Genomic DNA, 19,812 nt, shown 5'->3' on the forward strand with positions numbered 1-19,812 from the left:
AGGCCGCGAAAACGCTACGAAACAATGCCGAGTTCTTTGGCTTCCTGCGCTTCCATCCGGGGATCGGTGCCGAGCAGGCGGCGCAGCGAGGCCAGCCGGGCTGCGCCGGACGGCCCTGCATGGCCTTCGGACACCCAGGCGTCCACTCCGCAGTTGACGGCGGAGGCGTCGTGCTTGCATCCGCGTTCACAGGCATCCGTGCCGGGTTCCAGGTCGGGGAAGGACCGCAGGATCCGGTCCGGGTCCACGTGGGCGAGGCCGAAGGACCGGATGCCGGGTGTGTCGATAATCCAGCTTCCGGTGGGCGCGTCGCTGATCCGGAGGGCAAGGGCCGACGATGATGTGTGCCGTCCCCGCCCGGTAACGGCATTGACGCCTCCGGTTGCGCGTTCGGCTCCGGTGAGGGCGTTGACCATGGTGGACTTTCCCACGCCGGAGTGGCCCAGCATGACTGTCACCTTGCCGTCGAGGTAGGCGCGCAGCTGCGCCACGGCGTCGCTGTCGAGCCGGGCGGAGAGCCCGTCATCGGAGCGGGCATCGATTCCCGAGGCGGCCGCATCGGCGGTCTTGCTGATGATGACGGGGAAGTCCAGGTGCCGGTAGTTGGACAGGAGTTCGGTGGGATCCTTGACGTCCGCCTTGGTGACGAGCAGCAGCGGCTCGATCCCGGCGTCGTAGGCCGCTACCAGGGCGCGGTCAATGAAACCGGTGCGCGGTTCGGGATTGGCGGCGGCAACCACAACCACGAGCTGGTCCGCATTTGCGACGACCGCGCGCTCGATGGGGTCGGTGTCATCGGCGCTGCGCCGCAGGAGGGTGCGGCGGTCCTGGATCTTCACGAGCCTGGCGAGGGTGTCGGGCGCGCCGGAGACATCGCCGACGAGGGACACGAAATCACCGGCTACCACCGGCGAACGGCGCAGTTCACGGGCCCGCGCGGCGATGACGGTGCGTTCGTTCCCGGTATCCTCGCCAACCACGGCCGTGTAGCGGCCGCGGTCCACGGTGATGATGCGGCCGATCACGGCGTCGTCGTGGCTGGGACGGTCCTTGGTCCGGGGACGCGACCCTTTCTTGTTGGGCCGGATCCGGATATCGGACTCGTCCCAGGAACCGGTGCTACGCCCCACGGGCCTGTTCCGTCTGCTGGCCCGGCCGCGGTGTCAGCATGGCTTCCCACAGTTGCGGGAAGTCCGGCATGGTCTTGGACGTGGTGCCAATATCTTCGACTTCGACGCCCTGGACGGCAAGGCCAAGGATGGCGCCGGCCGTGGCCATGCGGTGGTCAGCGTAGCTGTGGACGACGCCGCCATGGAGTTTCACGGGCCGGATCACCAAACCATCGGCGGTTTCTTCGGCATCACCGCCAAGGCGGTTGATTTCGGTGACGAGGGCCGCAAGCCTGTCTGTCTCATGGCCGCGGAGGTGGGCTATGCCACTGAGCCGAGAGGGGCCGGTGGCCAGCGCGCAGAGTGCGGCGACGGTCGGCGCAAGTTCACTGGTGTCGGCGAAGTCCGCACCCTTGATTTCGGGCCCGCCGGTGACCGTGAGCGTCCCGTTGTCCAGCGTGACGGTCGCGCCCAACTTGGTCAGGATGCTTCGCCAAAGATCGCCGACCTGGGTGGTGGGCGCGGGCCAGTTGGGAATGCGGACCGTGCCGCCGGTTGCCAGCGCCGCGGCGAGGAAGGGGCCGGCGTTGGACAGGTCCTGCTCAATCCGGCAGTCGAACGCACGGATAGGGCCCGGCGCCACAATCCAGTGGTTTGGGACGGAATCGTCGACGGACACGCCGACTTCCCGCAGGACGGCCACGGTCATGTTGATGTGGTCCAGGCTGGGGACGGGCTTGCCCACATGCTCCAGGTGCAGGCCCTCAGTGAAACGGGCGCCCACGAGGAGCAGCGCCGAGACGAACTGCGACGATGCGCTCGCGTCGATGACGAGGTGGCCGCCCCGGACTTCACCCGTGCCGTCCACGGTGAAGGGAAGGGACGACGGCTTGGTTCCGTCCCCTGCACTGACCTCCACGCCGAGGGCAGCCAGTGCCTCAATGATGGTGCCCATGGGCCGCTTGCGGGCGTGCGGATCGCCGTCGAAAACGGTGGCACCGTTGCGGAGCGCAGCCACGGGCGGAACAAAGCGCATGACGGTTCCGGCAAGTCCGCAGTCGATGGCGGTATCGGCCGCCGCGGCGTCCGGGCTGAGCGGCGTGATCTCAAGATCGGGCCCGAACGATCCGTCTCCCGGGACTTCCCGGATGCCGGCTCCCAGCTGGCGCAGGGCCTGGATCATCAGCCCGGAGTCGCGCGAATGCAGTGGCGCACGGAGGCGGGACGGACCGTCGGCCAGGGCGGCAAGGACCAGATACCGGTTCGTCAGGGACTTGGAGCCAGGGACGGTAACCGTCGCGTCAACGGGTGCCTCGGCGAAGGGTGCGGGCCAGTGGGCGGCCCCGTCTGCCGGAGCGGACGTTGCCGGGGTGATGGGGGCGGTGCCTGTCATTCGTGCCTATGCTTTCACTGCGTGGTCCACGGCTTTGCGGACGGCCTTGTCGGCCTTCTTGAGCTGTTTGCCGGTGGTCTTCCGAACATCTGCGGTCAGGTGGCTGGCACCCTTGCGGGCATCAGCGGCCAGGTGCTCGGCCCGCCAGGCCAGGCTGGGCCTGCCGGCGGTGTCCACGGATGCCAGCAGGACTCCGCCGGTGAGCGTGACGTTCTTCAGGAGCTGGGTGCGACGGGCGTCGCGGCCTTCCTTCGACGTGATATCCGCGCTGCGCCACTCGACGAAGGCATTCAGCGCTGAAATGACTGCGAGCACGGAGGCAGCGAGCCGGGCTGACTTCCCCAGGGCGAAAAGCACGCCGGCACCCACCTGGGTGCCGCCGATGACCCGTGCCAGGACCTTTTCGTTCGTGGCGAACGGGAGGGACTCCGCCGCGCGGCGCAGCAGGGGGGACAGCTGAGTCGCAGTGTCATCCGCGTTCTTTAGCTTGTCCAGGCCGGCGAGAACGAAACTTGAGGCCAGCATGGGCCGGGCGAGAAAACGGACTAAGGACATGAATTTCCTCCTGGGTGGACGAGCCGCTGAACTTCTGCGGGGGAACCGGTTCTAGTCTTGCACTTTTGCGGAATATTTGCCTGCCGGACGTGGTTGTGAAAAGCAGGTCCCCATGAGTCAGGGGCCGTGCATGGGCGCGGCCTCGGGTCGCCTGCGGATGCCGGGCGGGTTTCCACGCTGAAGCTGTCAGCGCGCGCGTCGGCACGGCTTCCGCAGCATGGAAGCCGACAGTACACAGAGCGGAGATGGAGCTTTGACATTTGTTAGGGACAGCGTGGAACTCCTCGCCCCACCGGAGTTCTCCGGACGCGACGGCGAGGCCGGCGGTGGTCCGCCGGGAACCGCCGCACGCGTCACAGTAGACTTGAAGGCAATGAGCACCATCGATCCGGCCGTTGCGGCCATATACGAGGCCGCCGGTAACGACGCCAAGACCACGAGCAAGTCCCCGCGGGACGCTACGGTCCGTCCTGACTCCGGGCCGCAAGCTGCGGAGGCTGAAGCTGCGGACGCTGAAGCTGCAGCGACTGACGCTGTGGAGGCCGGCGAGGCGGAGGCCGAAGTCGACGTCGTGTCCGAAACCACTGAGCAGCGCAGGCAGCGCTTCGAACGCGACGCCATGCAGTACGTTGACCAGCTCTATTCCGCTGCCATGAGGATGGCGCGCAATCCTGCCGACGCCGAGGACCTGGTCCAGGAGGCGTACACCAAGGCCTTCTCCGCGTTCCACCAGTACAAGCCCGGGACAAACCTCAAGGCGTGGCTCTACCGGATCCTCACCAACACGTACATCAACCTCTACCGCAAGAGGCAGCGCGAACCGCTGCAGTCGAATTCGGACACGATCGAAGACTGGCAGCTGGCGCGTGCGGAGTCGCACACCTCAACAGGGCTGCGCTCCGCGGAAGCGGAAGCACTGGACCATCTCCCCGATTCTGACGTGAAACGGGCCCTGCAGGCGATCCCGGAGGAATTCCGGCTGGCGGTGTACTTTGCAGACGTGGAGGGGTTCGCCTACAAGGAAATCTCGGACATCATGAACACCCCCATCGGCACTGTGATGTCCCGGCTCCACCGCGGCCGGAAAATGCTGCGGGACATGCTCGCGGACTATGCCGCAGAGCGGGGTTTCAAAGCCGCAGCCGATTCCGGCGCAGCGGCCGAAAGCACAAAACAGGAGAACAGGAAATGAGCGACTGCCAGGGACTGGGCGATTGCGACGACGCCCGGATGCAACGTATTTACGAATACCTGGACGGTGCGTTGACACACAGCGACATCGCCGAGATCAAGGACCACTTGGACGGCTGCCCGGAGTGCCTTGAGGAGTACGACCTCGAGTGCGTCATCCGTAAGGTGGTCAAGCGGTCCTGTACGGAGGCTGCCCCGGAGAACCTGAAGAACGCAATCCTGGATCGGATCCACTCGATCCGTCCTGTGGAGGCTTAGCTTCCCCGCGCAGGCCGGAAGGTTTTGCGCCGGTGTACCGGCCCGGCTGGACTCCGCCGGCCGGGCCGGATCTACAGCGAAGGGCCCCGGAAACCATGTGGTTTCCGGGGCCCTTCGCTTTAAAGCTCTGTTCCAAACCGTAGCTTAGGTGTTGGGGCGCTTCCCGTGGTTCGCGCCGCCACGCTTACGGTCACGACGTTTACGTGCACGCTTGCTCATAGCTGGCCTCCTTAATCTTGGTACTCAAAAGAGCTGCCCTCAAGTCTCCCACATCACGCGACGGCCCGCGAACCGAGTCAGGCTCAGTGACTGTCGGCCTTGAGCGATTCGCGGATGGATATCCGCGCCTGATCCAGGACCGTTCGGATCGTTTCCAAGGTGACGCCGCTGATGGGGGCGGAGCCGGCGCGAACCCGAAGCTCCACCCTGAGGCCGTCCCTGAAAGCCTGGAGCAGCATTTCGGCTTCCCGCAGCGTTCGGTCACTATCGGAGGTATGCCGGCTCCCGCGGTCCGGAATGCCGGCGGAACGGGCCGAGGACCTGGCTGCTTCGGCTGTGGCGGCAAGGTCGGCCCGGAGTCCGCGCATGTTGGCGCGGATGTCCTCGCGCAGGTTGTCGGCGAGCCTGCGCACCGAAGCGGAGATGTCATTTTCGACGCCGGCGAGTTCGTCCCGGCGTCGGTTGAGCTCCACCAGTCCGGCCGGTGTGATGCGGTAGTTGGTGCGGCGTCCCTCGGACTCGGTGGCCACCAGGCCCTCTTCTTCCAGCTTGCCGAGCCGCGGGTAGATGGTCCCGGCGCTGGGGGAGTAAGTTCCCCCGAACCGCTCGCTGAGCGCTTTGATGAGTTCGTAGCCATGTTTGGGGCCGGACTCCAGGAGGGAGAGGAGATAGAGGCGTAGCGCGCCATGCGCGAAGACGGGAGGCATCTAGACCCCTGTTTCTGCTTCCGGGGGCATCTGGCTGTGGATGATGGACGTTTTTCCGGACACGGAGTTGGTGCGGACCAGCATGAGCTGGGTATCCGGGCCGGCGATGGTTTGGACCTTGCCGCCGGGCTGGACGTACTTCCGGTCATCTATGACCACTGCGCCGCTGGCGGACTTGGCCACGATGTCCACGCCGACGTCGTGGGGCAGCCGGACGGTGAGGTCACCTGACACCGAATTCGCCCCGAAGTCGTGGGTGAAGCCGTGCAGGTCGAAGCTCATGTCGCCGCTGACTGTGTTGGCGCGGATGTTGGTGAAGCGGCCGGACGCGGTGACTTCGCCGGAGACGCTCTTGGCGGTGAGGACGCCGTCGTGGTTCCTGGCGATGACTTCGCCGCTGACGGTGTTGACGTGGAGCTCGCCGGCGGTGCCGTCCGCCATGACGGAGCCCGAGACGGTGTTCAGCTTCGTGTGCCCGCTGATCCCCGAGACGAGGCCGTCGCCGCTGACGGTGCCTGCTTCGACTTCCACTCCGGCGGGTAGCGCAATGCTGATCACCGCGGTATTGGTGCTGCTGTTGCTGACTGTTTCCATGAGGTTCTTGAACCAGCCCTGGGCTCCGTGAAGCTGGTGGCGCACCTCGAGGCGACCGTTGGTCAACGTCACGCTCAGCGGATCACCGTGGACCTCGGAGACTTCGATCCGCGTGACTTCCTCGGCATGGGTGACCACATCGAACCGGCCCCGGATGATGCCGAGTTTGAGTGACCTGACGCCGTCGACGTCGATGGTCTGCGGACCGGTGACGGTCCAGGTATTGTCGTCCACAGTTCCTCCAGGTTGCGATATATCGTGAATATTGCTTCACGATATATCGCGTCTGACCGAAAGGCAATACCGACGACGGTTAGCGGTACAGCTTTCCGATGAGGGTGCGGGCGATGGTGGTGGCCGGGTCCCGGCCGTCCGGCGTCGGGGCCAGGCTGGTCCAGACAACCAGCGTGACCTTGTACCCGGGGTCATAGCCGGCGAAGGTGTTGAAACCGGGCAGTTCACCGGTATGCCCGAAAAGCTGCCCGAACTTCGCGATCCCCAGCCCGTAGAGGGCGCCTCCCGGGTCGTCGGCCTTGACCGGACGCAGGCTGTCCAGCCGCTGCTTCTGCAGGTCCGGCCCCAGCACCTTCCCGCCGCCGAGCGCCTCAGCCCAGACGGCCAGGTCCTCAGCCGTCGATATTCCCGCACCGGCGGCCCACCCCCACGAAGGGTTCATGGCCGTCTGGTCCGTGGGCTTGAGTGTCCCGTCAGCCGCTGCCTTTTGCATATCCTCCGGCAGCGCCGGGTCGTCGAGGGTCAGCACGTTGTTCCCGAACATATACCCCTGCGGGTGCGGCGCGGGAATAGCGTTGGACGCCTGCTCGGGAAAGACGGATCCGGTCAGGCCAAGAGGCGTGAACAGCCTGTCGCTGAAGGCCTCGGCCAGGGGTTTGTCGTCCAGGGCTTCCGCGATCAGGCCCAGCAGTACCGTGTTCGTATTGGAATAATGGAAGCCCTCGCCGGGCGGGAAGTACGGCGGATGCCGGAAGGCAACGGCGAGGAGTTCGTCGGTTGTCCAGGCCTTCCCGGGATCTGAGTCGAGAATCTGGTTGACTTCCAGGGCCTCGGTGTAGTTGTAGAGACCGCTGCGCATCGTCAGCAGCTGTTCGATCGTGATGTTGGCACCGTTGGGCACATCGGGGCGGTAGTCCGCCACTGCGTCGTCGAGCTTGATCCTGCCTTCCTGGACCAGCTGCAGAATGACCGTGGCGGTCCAGGTCTTGGTGACGGAGCCGATCCGGACGTGGTCTTCCGGAGTGACCTGCTCGGAACCTCCCACGCTTCGCGTGCCATAGGTTCGGGTGAGGTCACCGCCGGGGGTCCGCAGCAGCATCACCGCGCCCGGGACGCGCAGTTCGCGCGCAGTTTCGCTGAAGACCTGTTCAAGTGCGGCCTGGTCAAAGGGGTGCAGCGCACCGTCGGCCGACGACGGGGCATCGCTCGCGGTGCTGTACGGCGAAATCGAGGCCGAATCCGACGCTGTGCCGGACGGTGCAGGAGCCGGTCCGGCACTGCATCCCGTCAGGGCAAGGATGAGTGCCAGGGCCAGTGCTGCCGGGGCGCTGGAGACCTTGTAATATCCGGGTATGGCCATGACCCACAACCTTCTGTCGACGGCGTTATGGGGCCATTGGGTCACGGGCAGCAGTTAAGTGTAAAGCACTTCCGGAACGGTACAGCCAATTGCTTCCGGCGCCGTGGCAGAAATTTGGTGTCACTCCGGGGCGGCGATGCGGAGCCACTGGAACCAGCCGCGGTGCAGCACCAGCCAGGCCATCAGTCCGTAGCCGGCCTGACCTGGTGTGCCGCTGTTGGCGGCGAGGTCCTGCCGCCATTGTTCGTGGTTAAGCAGGGGTGAAAAAGTGTCCACGTAGAGATGCTTGCGCCGTGTGGTGACGTCTGCGAAGGCCGTGTTCAGTTCACCCAGCCGGCGGTTCTGCGCCGGATCGAGCGACGGCGGCGGGCCCACCACAAAAACCTCGATCTTGTTCTGCGACGCGGAATCCAGGATGTTGGCGAGGTTCAGCCGGCTGCGGGCGGTGGAAAGGCCGAACTCGACATCCCGTCCGCTCAATCCGATAACGAGCCGGTTTTCGTGATTGTTGCCGAAGCGGCGTCCGGCCTCATCCAGCCAACGGCCGGCCAGGCCTTCAGTGCCTTCCTGCGGGCAGGGGAGGGGATAGCACTCAACGGTGATGCCGTCCTGTGGAGTGCGGGCCAGCACGCGGCCCAGCCAGCCGAGCGCGCGGGGATCGCCCAGGCCGGCCAACAGTTCATCTCCAACAGCCGCAATCCGCAGCTTCCTGTCTTCCACGACTACCTCTTTACCTCAATATGCAATTAGTTCAGCGTTCCATGGATACGGGTTTCCGGCCAACTCCGGTGACAGACCGGGGTGCCTTTGACCAACAATCAGCGCTGCCGCTTCCATTAAGCAGCACTGCCCGGCCGGAGTCGTGAATTTCGAGCTCCGGCCGGGCAGTGTTCAAGCTACTTTCGTGCAAACGCCTGCTTGAGGAGGGTATCCTGCTCCGCGGCGTGCCGCTTCATGGAACCGGCGGCCGTGGAGGCCGATGCCGGACGGGATACCAGCTTCACCCGGCGGTCCAGTGCCTCGGGCAGGTTCAGGCCCATGAACGGCCACGGTCCCTGGTTGGCGGGTTCGTCCTGTGCCCACACCACTTCGGCGTTGGGGTACTTGGCGAGCTCGGCGGCGATTTCAGCGGCGGGCAGCGGGTAAAGCTGCTCGACACGGATGATCGCGGTGGTCTTGTCGCCGGTCTTCTGCCGCGTTGACAGAAGATCGTAGTACAGCCGGCCGGAGACCAGCAGCACACGCTCGACGGCATCCGCCTGCAGCAGCTCGTGCTCGCCAATGACGGGCTTGAAGGTGCCTGTGGTGAAGTCCTCCACGGAAGAGGCTGCGGCCTTCAGGCGGAGCAGCTGCTTGGGCGTGAAGATGATGAGCGGCTTCCGCGGCCGGCTGTACGCCTGGCGGCGCAGCAGGTGGAAGTGGGAGGCCGACGTCGTGGGGTTGGCCACGATCATGTTCTCTTCGGCGCACATCTGCAGGAAGCGCTCGATCCGTGCCGACGAGTGGTCCGGGCCCTGGCCCTCGTAGCCGTGGGGCAGCATGAGCACCAGTGAGGAGCGCTGGCCCCACTTCTGCTCGGCCGAGGAGATGAACTCATCGATGATGGTCTGCGCGCCGTTGACGAAGTCACCGAACTGCGCTTCCCACAGGACCAGCGCATCCGGACGCTCCACGGAATAGCCGTATTCGAAGCCCATGGCCGCGTATTCGGACAGCAGGGAGTCGTAGATCCAGAGCTTGGCCTGGTTATCGGAGAGGTTGCCGAGGGGAAGCCACTCGTTGCCGTTCGCACGGTCGTGGAACACGGCGTGGCGCTGCACGAACGTTCCGCGGCGGGAGTCCTGGCCGGCGAGCCGGACCGGGACGCCTTCCATGATGAGGGAGCCAAAGGCTGCGATCTCGCCAAAGCCCCAGTCGATGCCGCCTTCGCGTGACATCTGCTCCCGCTTTTCCAGGAGCTGCTTGAGCTTGGCGTGGACGGTAAAGCCTTCGGGAATCTCGACGTGCGCCTTGCCGATGCGCGCCAGGGTCTCGGCGGAGATCGCGGTGGAGGCCGGTGCGTTGGTGCCGAAGTCGGACTGCTGGGCGATGGGCCGTTCGATGTCCGACACGGCGGCGGAATCCGCAGTGATAATCGGGATCGGTGAGGTCTGGGCCGCGTGGGTCTCGGCGAAAACGCGTTCCAGCCGCTCCTGGTAGTCGCGGAGCAGCTGCTCGGCTTCTTCCTCGGTGATGTCACCGCGGCCGATCAGCGATTCGGTGTACAGCTTACGGACCGAACGCTTGGCTTCGATCAGGTTGTACATCAGCGGCTGGGTCATCGAGGGGTCATCACCCTCGTTGTGCCCGCGGCGGCGGTAGCACACCATGTCGATGACAACGTCCTTGTGGAAACGCTGGCGGAACTCGTAGGCGAGCTGGCCGATACGGACCACTGCCTCCGGGTCGTCGCCGTTCACGTGGAACACCGGCGCCTGGATCATCTTGGCGACGTCCGTGGAGTAGGTGGAGGAACGGGACGAGGACGGTGCGGTGGTGAAGCCGACCTGGTTGTTGACCACCACGTGGATGGTGCCGCCGGTGCGGTAGCCGCGCAGCTGGGAGAGGTTGAGCGTTTCCGCCACCACGCCCTGACCTGCGAAGGCGGCGTCGCCGTGCACCATGATGGGCAGCACGGGGAAGGCCTCGCCCTGGTCCAGGCGGTCCTGCTTGGCGCGGACAATGCCTTCGAGGACGGAGTCCACGGCCTCAAGGTGTGACGGGTTGGCTGCGAGGTAGACCTTGGTCTCCTTGCCGTTGTCCGACGTGAAGGTGCCCTCGGTGCCGAGGTGGTACTTCACGTCGCCGGAGCCCTGCACGGAGCGCGGGTCCTGGGTGCCTTCGAATTCGCGGAACACCTGGGCGTAGGTCTTGCCCGCGATGTTGGTGAGCACGTTCAGGCGGCCGCGGTGGGCCATGCCGATCGCCACTTCGTCGAGGTTGTCGTCAGCCGCATCGGAGATGATGGCGTCCAGCAGCGGGATCAGCGATTCGCCGCCCTCCAGCGAGAAGCGCTTCTGGCCCACGAACTTGGTCTGCAGGAAGGTCTCGAAGGCTTCCGCCGCGTTCAGCTTGGACACAATGCGCAGCTGCTCTTCGCGGCTCGGCTTGGAGTACGGGTGCTCCAGCTGGTCCTGGAACCACTTGCGCTCCACCGGGTCCTGGATGTGCATGTACTCGATGCCGGTGGTGCGGCAGTACGCGTCCCGGAGGACGCCCAGGATGTCGCGGAAAGCGAGCTGGGGTTTGCCGCCGAAACCGCCGGTGGGCCATTCGCGGTCAAGATCCCAGAGGGTCAGGCCGTAGGTGAGGACGTCCAGGTCGGGGTGCTTGCGCTGGACGTATTCCAGCGGATCGGTGTCCGCCATCAGGTGGCCGCGGACGCGGTAGGAGTGGATCAGCTGCTGGATCCGGGCAACCTTGTTGATCTGGTCGGCGGGGTCGATCTGCAGGTCCGGGCTCCAGCGCACGGGCTCGTACGGGATGCGCAGGGACTCGAAGATTTCGTCGTAGAAGTTCTGCGCACCGAGCAGGAGCTGGTGCACAAGCTTCAGGAACTCGCCGCTGCCGGCACCCTGGATGACGCGGTGGTCGTAGGTGGAGGTCAGCGTAAGGACCTTGCTGATGGCGTTGTGGGCGATGATCTTCTCGCTGGCACCCTGGAACTCGGCCGGGTAATCCAGTGCGCCGACGCCAATGATGGCCGCCTGGCCCTTGGAGAGGCGGGGCACGGAGTGCACGGTGCCGATGCCGCCCGGGTTGGTGAGGGACACGGTGGTCCCGGAGTGGTCATCCGCCGTCAGCTTGCCGTTGCGGGCGCGCTTGATCAGGTCCTCGTACGTGTGCCAGAACTCGGAGAAGTTGAGGGTCTCCGCTTTCTTGATGTTCGGCACCATCAGCAGGCGGGTGCCGTCCGGCTTGGGCATGTCGATGGCGATGCCGAAGTTCACGTGTGCCGGCTGGACCGCAACGGGCTTGCCGTCCACTTCGTCGTAGTAGACGTTCATGGAGGGGAACTGGGAGAGGGCGCGGATGACCGCGTAGCCGATCAGGTGCGTGAAGGAGACCTTGCCGCCGCGGGCACGGGCCAGGTTGGAGTTGATCACCACGCGGTTGTCGATCAGCAGCTTGGCAGGAATGGCCCGGACGCTGGTGGCCGTCGGAACTTCCAGGCTGGTGACCATGTTGGACGCAATGGCCTTCGCCGGTCCGCGAAGGACGGAGACGACGTCCTCCTCCGGAGCGGTGGGAGCCTTGATGTTCTTGGGCAGCTGTGCCGGGATGGGCGGCGTGCCGGCGGATTCGGGCTTCTTTGCGCCGTCGCGGGCAATCGTGGCAGGAGCTTTCTTGGCCGGGGCCGCCTGCGGCTGTGCAGCTGCGGGCTGGGCAGGAGCGGCCGGCTTTGCCGGGGCTGCCGGCGACGCTGCCGGTGCCGCCGCAGCCGGAGCTACAACTGGAAGTTCGCGAGTTGCGGGGTCGGCGGCTGCCGGTGCCCCCGAGGTCCCGTTGGAAGACGAGCTGTCACCGGCGTCGAAAGACTCGAACAGCGGCCACCACTTGGCATCCACCGTGTTCTTGTCCTGCTGGTAACGCTCGTACAGTTCGTCAACGAGCCACTCGTTTCCGCCAAATTCCTCTGGTAGACGGTGGCTAGGCTGCTCTGGCACTTGAAATACGCCTCTTCCATGAGTTTGATTTCCCTCTGGTCGCCTTCGGTGCGTCAGCACAACAATCGAACCAGTCTCTGCGTCCTGTGAACCCAGACCTTTGCCAGTCTAGTGACGATTCTTGGTTAACTGCCAATAAGGGTGACCCAAATCATGTAGCTGCGAAACTATTGCGGGAATAAGCCTCCGGGGCCGTCTTTCGCGCTGTCCCCGGCGTCGTCCCTCTGGGGGCGCGCCCTCGCCTAGACTCGCAGTGAGAACCCCTTTTTGACGAGGAGCAGCCGTGCGTTTTCTGAGTGAACCGTCCACCGACCTGACTTATTCAGACGCCTTCCTGGTGCCGTCGCGTTCGGATGTGACGTCGCGGCTGGATGTGGACCTCGCCGCCGACGACGGCACGGGTTCCTCCATCCCGCTGGTGGTGGCCAACATGACGGCCGTGACCGGAAAGCGGATGGCGGAGACGATGGCCCGCCGCGGCGGGCTGGCCGTCCTGCCGCAGGACGTTCCGCTGGAGGTGCTCCGGGATGTCACCGCCTGGATCAAGTCCCGCCACACGGTGTTCGAAACCCCCGTGAGCCTGCTGGCCTCGGAAACCGTCATCGACGCCCTCCACCTGATGGGCAAACGGCCGCACGGTGCCGTGGTGGTGGTGGACGACGCCGGCAAGGTGGCTGGCGTGGTCCGCGCCGCCGATTGCGAGGGGCAGGACCGTTTTGCCTCCCTCGCGTCTGTCATGCGGCAGGCGCTGGTCCTCGACGCGGGCGGATTCGACACCGCTGCGGCGAACGGCGGAGCAGGTTCCGCCCCCCGCGATGCCTCCCTCCGGGCGGCGTTCGGGGCCATGGACACCGCGGGCACGGACTTTGCCCCGGTTCAGCTCGGCGGTTCCCTCACCGGGGTCCTCACCCGCAAAGGCGCCCTGCGTTCCACGATCTACCGGCCCCTCCTGGACGCTGCCGGGAAGCTCAAGGTGGCTGCCGCCGTCGGAATCAACGGCGACGTGGCGGGCCGTGCAGCGGAACTGCTGGCCGCGGGGGTGGACGTCCTCGTCATCGACACTGCCCACGGCCACCAGCAGAAAATGTTCGACGCCCTGGCGGCTGTCCGCGGCCTGAACCCCACCGTTCCCCTCGTGGCGGGCAACGTCGTGACCGCGGGTGCCACCCGGGAACTGATCGACGCCGGCGCGAACATCGTCAAGGTGGGAGTGGGCCCGGGCGCCATGTGCACCACCCGCATGATGACGGCGGTGGGCCGCCCGCAGCTCTCCGCCGTGCTCGAATGCGCCGCCGCGGCCCGTGCCGCTGGAGGGCGGATCTGGGCCGACGGCGGCGTGCGGTATCCGCGTGACGTGGCCCTGGCGCTGGCCGCGGGGGCAAGCCAGGTCATGATCGGCTCGTGGTTCGCAGGGACGCACGAAAGCCCGGGGGACCTGCAGCCCGATGCGAACGGCCGCCTATATAAGGAAAGCTTCGGCATGGCGTCGGCCAGGGCGGTGCAGAACCGGAACCAGCGCGAGGACGCCTTCGAGAAAGACCGCAAGGCGCTCTTCGAGGAAGGCATTTCCACCTCCCGCATGTACCTGGATCCCGCCCGGCCGGGTGTTGAGGATCTGGTGGACATGATTACCGCGGGGCTTCGCAGTTCCATGAGCTACGCGGGGGCCGCCGACCTCGCCGGGTTCCGCGAGCGTGCCGTTGCCGGAATCCAGTCAGCGGCCGGCTACGAGGAAGGCCGGCCCGTTCCGCAAAGCTGGTAACGGACGGCTGACCGGACCGGCAGGAAGGAGCGGCCCGGCGCCCGGCCGCCGCTCCTGAACGCCGCGGCTGCTCCTGTAGACTGAACTTCTTATGGACAGTAAATCTAGGTGCCGGCCTGGGGGCTGTCAGCGGAGCTGGAACATCAGCTCCCCGCAGTCCACCCACAGAGCCGGCAAACCCCGTTCACGCGCCCATCACTCTGCAGCAGTCCGCCATGCCGCAGCCTTCCAGGAAACAGGGTCGGCACCGGCCGACCATCCTCCGCCGGCCCGTCTCCCCGGCAACACCTCCTCCACTTCACGCGCTGGATCCCCGGCATCTGCTGACCCCGGGAGCGCACTTCTGCTGCCCGGTCGTCCGGAGGCCGGCCGCTAATGGAATGGTTACTGCTTGGAGCGGGCATCCTGCTCATCCTTGGCACGGGCTTCTTCGTCGCCGTCGAGTTCTCTCTGGTCGCCCTGGACCAGGCAACGGTCCAGCGGGCCGTGGACAACGGCGACTCCGCGGCCGTGCCGCTGCTCAAATGCCTCAAATCCCTGTCCACCCAGCTTTCCAGCTGCCAGCTCGGCATTACGCTGACCACGCTGCTGACCGGTTATGTCATGGAGCCGTCCGTCGGACAGCTGCTGGAAGGTCCGCTTACCGCGGCCGGCATCCCCGAACCCGCAGCGGCTTCGATATCCCTGGTGCTGGCCATGACCATCGCCACCCTGCTGTCGATGCTGATTGGCGAACTGGTTCCCAAGAACATGGCCATTGCCCTCTCGCTGCCAATCGGCAAAGCCGTTGCCCGCCCGCAGCTGGTCTTCACCGCCATCTTCAAACCGGCCATCATCGTGCTGAACGGGTTCTCCAACAAGGTGCTGAATGTCTTCGGGCTGGAAGCCAAGGAAGAGATCTCCGGTGCGCGGACCCCGGCGGAACTGGCCTCCCTGGTGCGGCGCTCCGCCGCCATGGGAACGCTCGACGCCGGGACGGCCAACTTCATCGACCGGACGCTCAAGTTCTCCGGCCGTACTGCCGCGGACGTTATGACGCCCAGGATCCGGGTGGAAACCATCGCAGCCGAACAGCCGGTATCGGACATTGTGGACGCTGCGAAGCGCACCGGGTATTCGCGTTTCCCGATCATCGGCGAGTCCGCCGATGACATCCGCGGCCTGGTTCACGTCAAGAAGGCGATCGCCGTACCCTGGGACCGGCGCGCCAACCTCGAAGCCGGCGCCATCATGACGGACGTGCTGCGGGTGCCCGAAACCATCCACCTGGATGCCCTGCTTGCCGAACTGCGGGAAGGAAACCTGCAGCTCGCCGTCGTGCTGGACGAATACGGCGGCACTGCCGGCATCGCCACACTGGAAGACCTCGTCGAGGAAATCGTCGGCGAGGTGGCGGATGAACACGACAAAGTCAGGCCCGGGCTCCTTCAGAGCGCCTCGGGCGACTGGTACTTCCCCGGCCTGCTGCGCCCGGACGAACTCTCCGAACAGATTCCCGGACTGACCGTTCCCGATGAGTCCGCCTACGAGACGGTGGGCGGATATGTGATGAGCCAGCTGGGCCGTATCGCGGTAGTGGGGGACACCGTGGACGTCGGAGGCGGAACGCTGAACGTGACCCGCATGGAGGGACGCCGGATCGACCGGATCTGCTTCAAGCCCGCTCCGGTGCACGGCGAAGAGCACGTCGCCGGAAAGGGAGGCACAGTATGAGCGACTGGGCAGGAATCCTGTGGCTCGTCGTCCTCCTGATCGGCAACGCCTTCTTCGTGGCTGCCGAGTTCGCCGTGATGTCTGCGCGCCGGAGCCAGATCGAGCCGCTGGCGGAAGCCGGGTCCATGCGGGCCCAGACCACGCTGCGGGCCATGGAGAATGTGTCGCTGATGCTGGCCTGCGCACAGCTGGGCATCACGGTCTGTTCCCTGCTGATCCTGCAGGTGGCTGAACCCGCGATCCACCACCTGATGGCGGTGCCCCTGGAAGCGGTGGGCCTGCCGATGGAAATCGCTGATGTTGTGGCGTTCACCGTGGCACTGCTGGTGGTGACCTTCCTGCATGTGACCTTCGGCGAGATGGTGCCCAAGAACATTTCGGTTTCCGTCGCGGACAAGGCGGCGTTGCTGCTGGCGCCGCCGCTCATGTTCATTGCGCGGCTCGTGAATCCGGCGATTGTGGCACTTAACTGGTCCGCGAACCACATCCTGCGGCTGATGCGGATCGAACCCAAGGATGAGGTCAACTCCTCGTTCACGCTGGAGGAAGTCCAGTCCATCGTGCAGGAATCCACCCGGCACGGGCTGGTGGACGATGATGCCGGGCTGATTACGGGTGCGCTGGAATTCTCGGAACATACGGCATCCCACATCATGGTCCCGCTCGACAAGCTGGTCATGCTGAAGGCTGCCACCACGCCGGTTGAGTTTGAAAAAGCGGTCAGCCGGACCGGGTTTTCGCGCTTCCCGATGATGGACGACGACGGCATGCTCTCGGGCTACCTCCACATCAAGGATGTGCTGTCCATCCCGGAAGGCGACTACGAGCATCCGATCGCGGAGAGCCGGATCAGGTCCTTGGCGAACCTGTCCATGGAAGACGAGATCGAGAAGGCGATGTCCGTGATGCAGCGCACCGGTTCGCACCTGGCCCGGGTGATCGGCCCGGACGGGAACACCGGTGGCGTGCTGTTCCTCGAGGACGTGATCGAGCAGCTGGTAGGCGAGATCCGCGATGCCACCCAGGCGAAGGGCATCCGCCGGCTGGGTCAGCCCGACCGCGAGTAGCCGCTCAGCCGATGGCAGCATCCGCCGGTGTGGCCCTAAATAGGAATCATTCCCATTTAGGGCTACACTCGTCCTGTTGCTAATTGCTCCTGATTCTCATGTAGCAAGTCCAGATAACAAGATCCGAGGTCCTTCCGTGCGCCGTTCAGCCATCCTTCCCGTCACCGCCCTCGCCGGCCTCAGCCTGCTGCTGTCAGCCTGCAGTACGACGGCGGGAGGCCAGCAGGAGGGTACGGGCGCCATCGAGGTGGTCACCTCCACGAACGTCTACGGGGATATCGTCCGGGAAATCGGCGGCGACAAGGTCAACGTCAAAGCCCTCATCTCCAAGGCCAGCCAGGATCCGCATTCCTACGAGGCCACCACCCAGGACAAGCTGGCGGTCTCCAAAGCGAAGCTGGTGGTTGAAAACGGCGGCGGGTATGACGACTTCATCCACAAGCTGGCGGACGACAGCAACCTGGACCATGACAGCGTCATCAGCGCGGTCGAGGTGTCCGGACTTGCCCCCGAGGAGGAGCCCGCCGGCGCCTCCACCGCGGCGGCCGACGAGCACGGTCACTCCGACCACGGCGAGTTCAACGAACACGTCTGGTACAGCTTCGACGCCATGACCAAGCTGGCCGATGCCGTTGAGGCCAAACTCGCAGCGCTGGAGCCGGCCTCGGCCTCAACCTTCCAGGCCAATGCCGCCGCCTTCAAGCAGGAGATCTCCGGGCTAAATGCCCAGGTTACGGGCCTCTCGGCGACGTCCGCCCAGGCTCCCGTCGCCGTCACTGAACCTGTTCCGCTCTACCTGCTCGAGGCCGCCGGCCTGGTGAACAAAACCCCGGAGGACTACACGGCGGCGATCGAGGAAGGCTCCGACGTCCCGCCCGCGGCACTCAAGGAGGCCACTGAACTGGCCGGTTCAAAGGACATCAGGTTCCTGGCGTACAACACCCAGACGGAGGGCCCGCAGACGCAGGCCCTCAAGGAAGCCGCCGAAGCGGCCGGCGTTCCGGTGCTGGACTTCAGCGAAACTCTTCCCGACGGGAAGACGTACGTGCAGTGGATGAGCGGCAATGTGGACAGCATCAAGCAGGCGCTGGGTAAGTAGCCCGCCGCCTGCCAGGGCCGCTGGCAGGATTCCGCAGGTGAACCGCCGGCATCGGACCGTGCCGGATTAAACCATCTTTGGGCCAGGCCGTCCTAAGATGGTGTGGGCGCTTCGCCCGCATGAATCGAGGATAAAGAACGTTGAAACCGGTAGTGAGCCTCCGTGGAGCCACCCTGAAGTTCGGGAAGCGGACGCTCTGGGAGGACCTGGACCTCGACATCAATCCCGGCGAGTTTTTTGCCGTGCTCGGCCCGAACGGCAGCGGCAAGACCACCTTCCTCAAGGTTTTGTTGGGGCTCCAGGAGCTGCATTCGGGCACGGCGACCCTGGGCGGCCGCCCGGTGGAACGGGGCAGCAACCTGATCGGCTACGTTCCGCAGCAGAAATCCTTCGCCCCGGACACGCCCCTGCGCGCCCGCGACCTCGTGGGCCTCGGCGTCGACGGCCACCGCTGGGGACTCCGGCTGGGCGCCGCCAAGGCCAACCGCAGGATCGATGAGCTGCTGGACCTCGTCGGCGCCGCAGACTACGCCAAAGTACCTGTAGGCCAGCTCTCCGGCGGTGAACAACAGAGGCTCAGGGTGGCCCAGTCGCTGGCCGCCGATCCGCAGGTCCTCCTGTGCGACGAGCCGCTGCTCTCCTTGGACCTTCAGCATCAGCAGGCCGTCAGTGCCCTGATCAACAAGCAATGCCGCAGCCAGGACAGCGCCGTGGTTTTCGTGACGCACGAGATCAACCCGATCATCGACTATGTGGATCGCGTCCTCTACCTTGCGGGCGGACGGTTCCGTGTAGGCAAGCCCTCTGAGGTGATGACCACCGAAGTGCTCTCCGGGCTGTACGGCAGCCGGGTGGAAGTTATTCACGCCAACGGCCGGATGATCGTGGTGGGCCTGCCGGAGGCGGCAACGCACCACCATGAGGACGCGCATTCCGTGGCGGGGGAGTTGGGCTAAATGGATTTCGACAGCATCCTGGGTGCCATTTTCAATTTCGAGAACTACGGCGAGCTCCTGGTCCTGGTGCAGAACTCCATCTGGGCGGGAGCGCTGCTGGGCCTCCTGGGCGGGCTCATGGGCACCTTCGTAATGAAGCGTGACCTCGCCTTCGCGGTCCATGGAATTTCCGAGCTGTCCTTCGCCGGCGCGGCCTTCGCGCTGCTCATCGGGGCAGACATCGTTTTCGGATCCCTCATTGGATCGGTGCTCGCGGCCCTGCTCCTGGGAGTGATGGGCGTCCGTGCCCGCGACAAGAATTCCATCATTGGTGTGATCATGCCGTTCGGCCTTGGCCTGGGCATCCTGTTCCTCTCGCTTTACGAGGGGCGGGCCTCAAACAAGTTCGGCCTCCTGACCGGGCAGATCGTGTCCGTGGACACGGTCCAGCTCCAGGTGCTGGCCACGGCGGCCGTTGTGGTGATGATTGCGCTGGTGGCCATCTGGCGTCCGCTCACGTTCGCGAGCGTGGATCCTGAAGTGGCGGAAGCGCGGGGCGTGCCGGTCCGGACGCTGGGCATCGGCTTTATGGTGCTGCTGGGAATCAGTGTGGCGCTGTCCATCCAGGTGGTGGGGGCGCTGCTGGTGCTTGCGCTGCTGATCACCCCTGCGGCCGCGGCGCTGCGCGTGACGTCCTCACCGCGGCTGGTGGTGATGCTCAGTGTGGCCTTCGCTGTGACGGCCACGGTGGGCGGGATCATGCTTGCCCTGGGCGGCCGGATTCCCATCAGCCCGTATGTGACCACGCTGTCATTCCTGATCTACGTTGCGTGCCGGGTCGTCGGCGGCGTACGGGCCGGGCGCGGACTGAACGGACGCGTGCTCGAGCCGGATGCGGGCGCCGCCTAGC

17 protein-coding genes are annotated in these 19,812 nt (G+C 65.5%); 8 read left to right on the forward strand and 9 right to left on the reverse strand.

Features of this window, described 5'->3' with window-relative positions; genetic code table 11:
- Nucleotides 1–14: 14 nt before the first annotated feature.
- The 3 genes from rsgA to J2805_RS10830 are packed head-to-tail and all read right to left on the reverse strand — an operon-like array spanning nt 15 to nt 3,057.
- Nucleotides 15–1,130 carry a ribosome small subunit-dependent GTPase A gene (gene rsgA / locus J2805_RS10820; protein WP_309975953.1) on the reverse strand — a complete coding sequence of 372 codons (1,116 nt, stop codon included), beginning with the start codon at nt 1,128–1,130 and terminating at the stop codon, nt 15–17.
- Nucleotides 1,120–2,502, reverse strand: coding sequence for a 3-phosphoshikimate 1-carboxyvinyltransferase (gene aroA / locus J2805_RS10825; protein ID WP_309975955.1), 1,383 nt, complete (start codon nt 2,500–2,502; stop codon nt 1,120–1,122). The genes rsgA and aroA overlap by 11 nt, the downstream gene beginning before the upstream one ends.
- Nucleotides 2,503–2,508: 6 nt before the next feature.
- Nucleotides 2,509–3,057 carry a DoxX family protein gene (locus tag J2805_RS10830; RefSeq protein ID WP_309975958.1) on the reverse strand — a complete coding sequence of 183 codons (549 nt, stop codon included), beginning with the start codon at nt 3,055–3,057 and terminating at the stop codon, nt 2,509–2,511.
- 253 nt (nt 3,058–3,310) lie between these two features.
- Here J2805_RS10830 and J2805_RS10835 point away from each other — a divergent pair, with 253 nt between their 5' ends.
- Nucleotides 3,311–4,249 carry a sigma-70 family RNA polymerase sigma factor gene (locus tag J2805_RS10835; protein WP_396134298.1) on the forward strand — a complete coding sequence of 313 codons (939 nt, stop codon included), beginning with the start codon at nt 3,311–3,313 and terminating at the stop codon, nt 4,247–4,249.
- Complete coding sequence (rsrA, locus tag J2805_RS10840; RefSeq protein ID WP_028270137.1) at nt 4,246–4,506, forward strand: mycothiol system anti-sigma-R factor; 261 nt, start codon at nt 4,246–4,248, stop codon at nt 4,504–4,506. Before J2805_RS10835 ends, rsrA begins: the two co-directional genes overlap by 4 nt.
- Nucleotides 4,507–4,650: 144 nt before the next feature.
- Here the strand turns inward: rsrA and J2805_RS23920 are convergent, their stop codons facing one another.
- The 6 genes from J2805_RS23920 to J2805_RS10865 all read right to left on the reverse strand — a co-directional run bounded on the left by J2805_RS23920 (nt 4,651) and on the right by J2805_RS10865 (nt 12,326).
- Nucleotides 4,651–4,725 carry a 50S ribosomal protein bL37 gene (locus tag J2805_RS23920; RefSeq protein WP_369299106.1) on the reverse strand — a complete coding sequence of 25 codons (75 nt, stop codon included), beginning with the start codon at nt 4,723–4,725 and terminating at the stop codon, nt 4,651–4,653.
- Nucleotides 4,726–4,808: 83 nt separating this feature from the next.
- Nucleotides 4,809–5,432 carry a PadR family transcriptional regulator gene (locus tag J2805_RS10845; RefSeq protein ID WP_309975963.1) on the reverse strand — a complete coding sequence of 208 codons (624 nt, stop codon included), beginning with the start codon at nt 5,430–5,432 and terminating at the stop codon, nt 4,809–4,811.
- Entirely contained in the window at nt 5,433–6,260 is an 828-nt protein-coding gene (locus J2805_RS10850; protein WP_309975965.1) for a DUF4097 family beta strand repeat-containing protein, read from the reverse strand.
- Between the two features lie 79 nt (nt 6,261–6,339).
- Nucleotides 6,340–7,620: a serine hydrolase domain-containing protein gene (locus J2805_RS10855; RefSeq protein ID WP_309975966.1), complete on the reverse strand. Its 1,281-nt coding sequence runs from the start codon at nt 7,618–7,620 to the stop codon at nt 6,340–6,342.
- 120 nt (nt 7,621–7,740) lie between these two features.
- Nucleotides 7,741–8,340: a GDSL-type esterase/lipase family protein gene (locus tag J2805_RS10860; RefSeq protein WP_309975968.1), complete on the reverse strand. Its 600-nt coding sequence runs from the start codon at nt 8,338–8,340 to the stop codon at nt 7,741–7,743.
- 176 nt (nt 8,341–8,516) lie between these two features.
- Nucleotides 8,517–12,326 (reverse strand): multifunctional oxoglutarate decarboxylase/oxoglutarate dehydrogenase thiamine pyrophosphate-binding subunit/dihydrolipoyllysine-residue succinyltransferase subunit, encoded by a 3,810-nt coding sequence (locus J2805_RS10865; RefSeq protein ID WP_309975970.1) that lies wholly within the window; start codon nt 12,324–12,326, stop codon nt 8,517–8,519.
- A gap of 283 nt (nt 12,327–12,609) precedes the next feature.
- On the opposite strand from J2805_RS10865, the gene J2805_RS10870 reads away from it, so the two are divergent.
- The 6 genes from J2805_RS10870 (at nt 12,610) to J2805_RS10895 (ending at nt 19,811) form a co-directional block, all read left to right on the forward strand.
- Nucleotides 12,610–14,088 carry a GuaB1 family IMP dehydrogenase-related protein gene (locus J2805_RS10870; RefSeq protein ID WP_309975972.1) on the forward strand — a complete coding sequence of 493 codons (1,479 nt, stop codon included), beginning with the start codon at nt 12,610–12,612 and terminating at the stop codon, nt 14,086–14,088.
- A 375-nt stretch (nt 14,089–14,463) separates the two neighbouring features.
- On the forward strand, nt 14,464–15,801 hold the full coding sequence (locus J2805_RS10875; protein WP_309975974.1) for a hemolysin family protein: 1,338 nt from the start codon (nt 14,464–14,466) through the stop codon (nt 15,799–15,801).
- Nucleotides 15,798–16,868: a hemolysin family protein gene (locus J2805_RS10880; RefSeq protein ID WP_309975975.1), complete on the forward strand. Its 1,071-nt coding sequence runs from the start codon at nt 15,798–15,800 to the stop codon at nt 16,866–16,868. Before J2805_RS10875 ends, J2805_RS10880 begins: the two co-directional genes overlap by 4 nt.
- Before the next feature lie 136 nt (nt 16,869–17,004).
- Nucleotides 17,005–17,967, forward strand: a complete 963-nt coding sequence (locus J2805_RS10885) for a metal ABC transporter solute-binding protein, Zn/Mn family (protein WP_309975977.1) — start codon at nt 17,005–17,007, stop codon at nt 17,965–17,967.
- A 152-nt stretch (nt 17,968–18,119) separates the two neighbouring features.
- Nucleotides 18,120–18,923 carry a metal ABC transporter ATP-binding protein gene (locus J2805_RS10890; RefSeq protein ID WP_309975979.1) on the forward strand — a complete coding sequence of 268 codons (804 nt, stop codon included), beginning with the start codon at nt 18,120–18,122 and terminating at the stop codon, nt 18,921–18,923.
- The gene (locus tag J2805_RS10895) at nt 18,924–19,811 is read left to right on the forward strand and encodes a metal ABC transporter permease (RefSeq protein ID WP_309975981.1); all 888 of its coding nucleotides are present in this window, start codon (nt 18,924–18,926) and stop codon (nt 19,809–19,811) included.
- The last annotated feature ends 1 nt before the right edge of the window (nt 19,812 follow it).

The organism is Arthrobacter oryzae (genome assembly GCF_031454875.1).
Lineage (GTDB): Bacteria > Actinomycetota > Actinomycetes > Actinomycetales > Micrococcaceae > Arthrobacter > Arthrobacter oryzae_D.

Bases quoted from the DNA above. Each gene is read 5' to 3' on its own strand.
- J2805_RS10855 (WP_309975966.1), bottom strand. From the start codon at position 7,620: ATGGCCATACCCGGATATTACAAGGTCTCCAGCGCCCCGGCAGCACTG.
- J2805_RS10845 (WP_309975963.1), bottom strand. From the start codon at position 5,432: ATGCCTCCCGTCTTCGCGCATGGCGCGCTACGCCTCTATCTCCTCTCC.
- rsrA (WP_028270137.1), top strand. From the start codon at position 4,246: ATGAGCGACTGCCAGGGACTGGGCGATTGCGACGACGCCCGGATGCAA.
- J2805_RS10830 (WP_309975958.1), bottom strand. From the start codon at position 3,057: ATGTCCTTAGTCCGTTTTCTCGCCCGGCCCATGCTGGCCTCAAGTTTC.
- J2805_RS10875 (WP_309975974.1), top strand. From the start codon at position 14,464: ATGGAATGGTTACTGCTTGGAGCGGGCATCCTGCTCATCCTTGGCACG.
- J2805_RS10880 (WP_309975975.1), top strand. From the start codon at position 15,798: ATGAGCGACTGGGCAGGAATCCTGTGGCTCGTCGTCCTCCTGATCGGC.
- J2805_RS10895 (WP_309975981.1), top strand. From the start codon at position 18,924: ATGGATTTCGACAGCATCCTGGGTGCCATTTTCAATTTCGAGAACTAC.
- aroA (WP_309975955.1), bottom strand. From the start codon at position 2,502: ATGACAGGCACCGCCCCCATCACCCCGGCAACGTCCGCTCCGGCAGAC.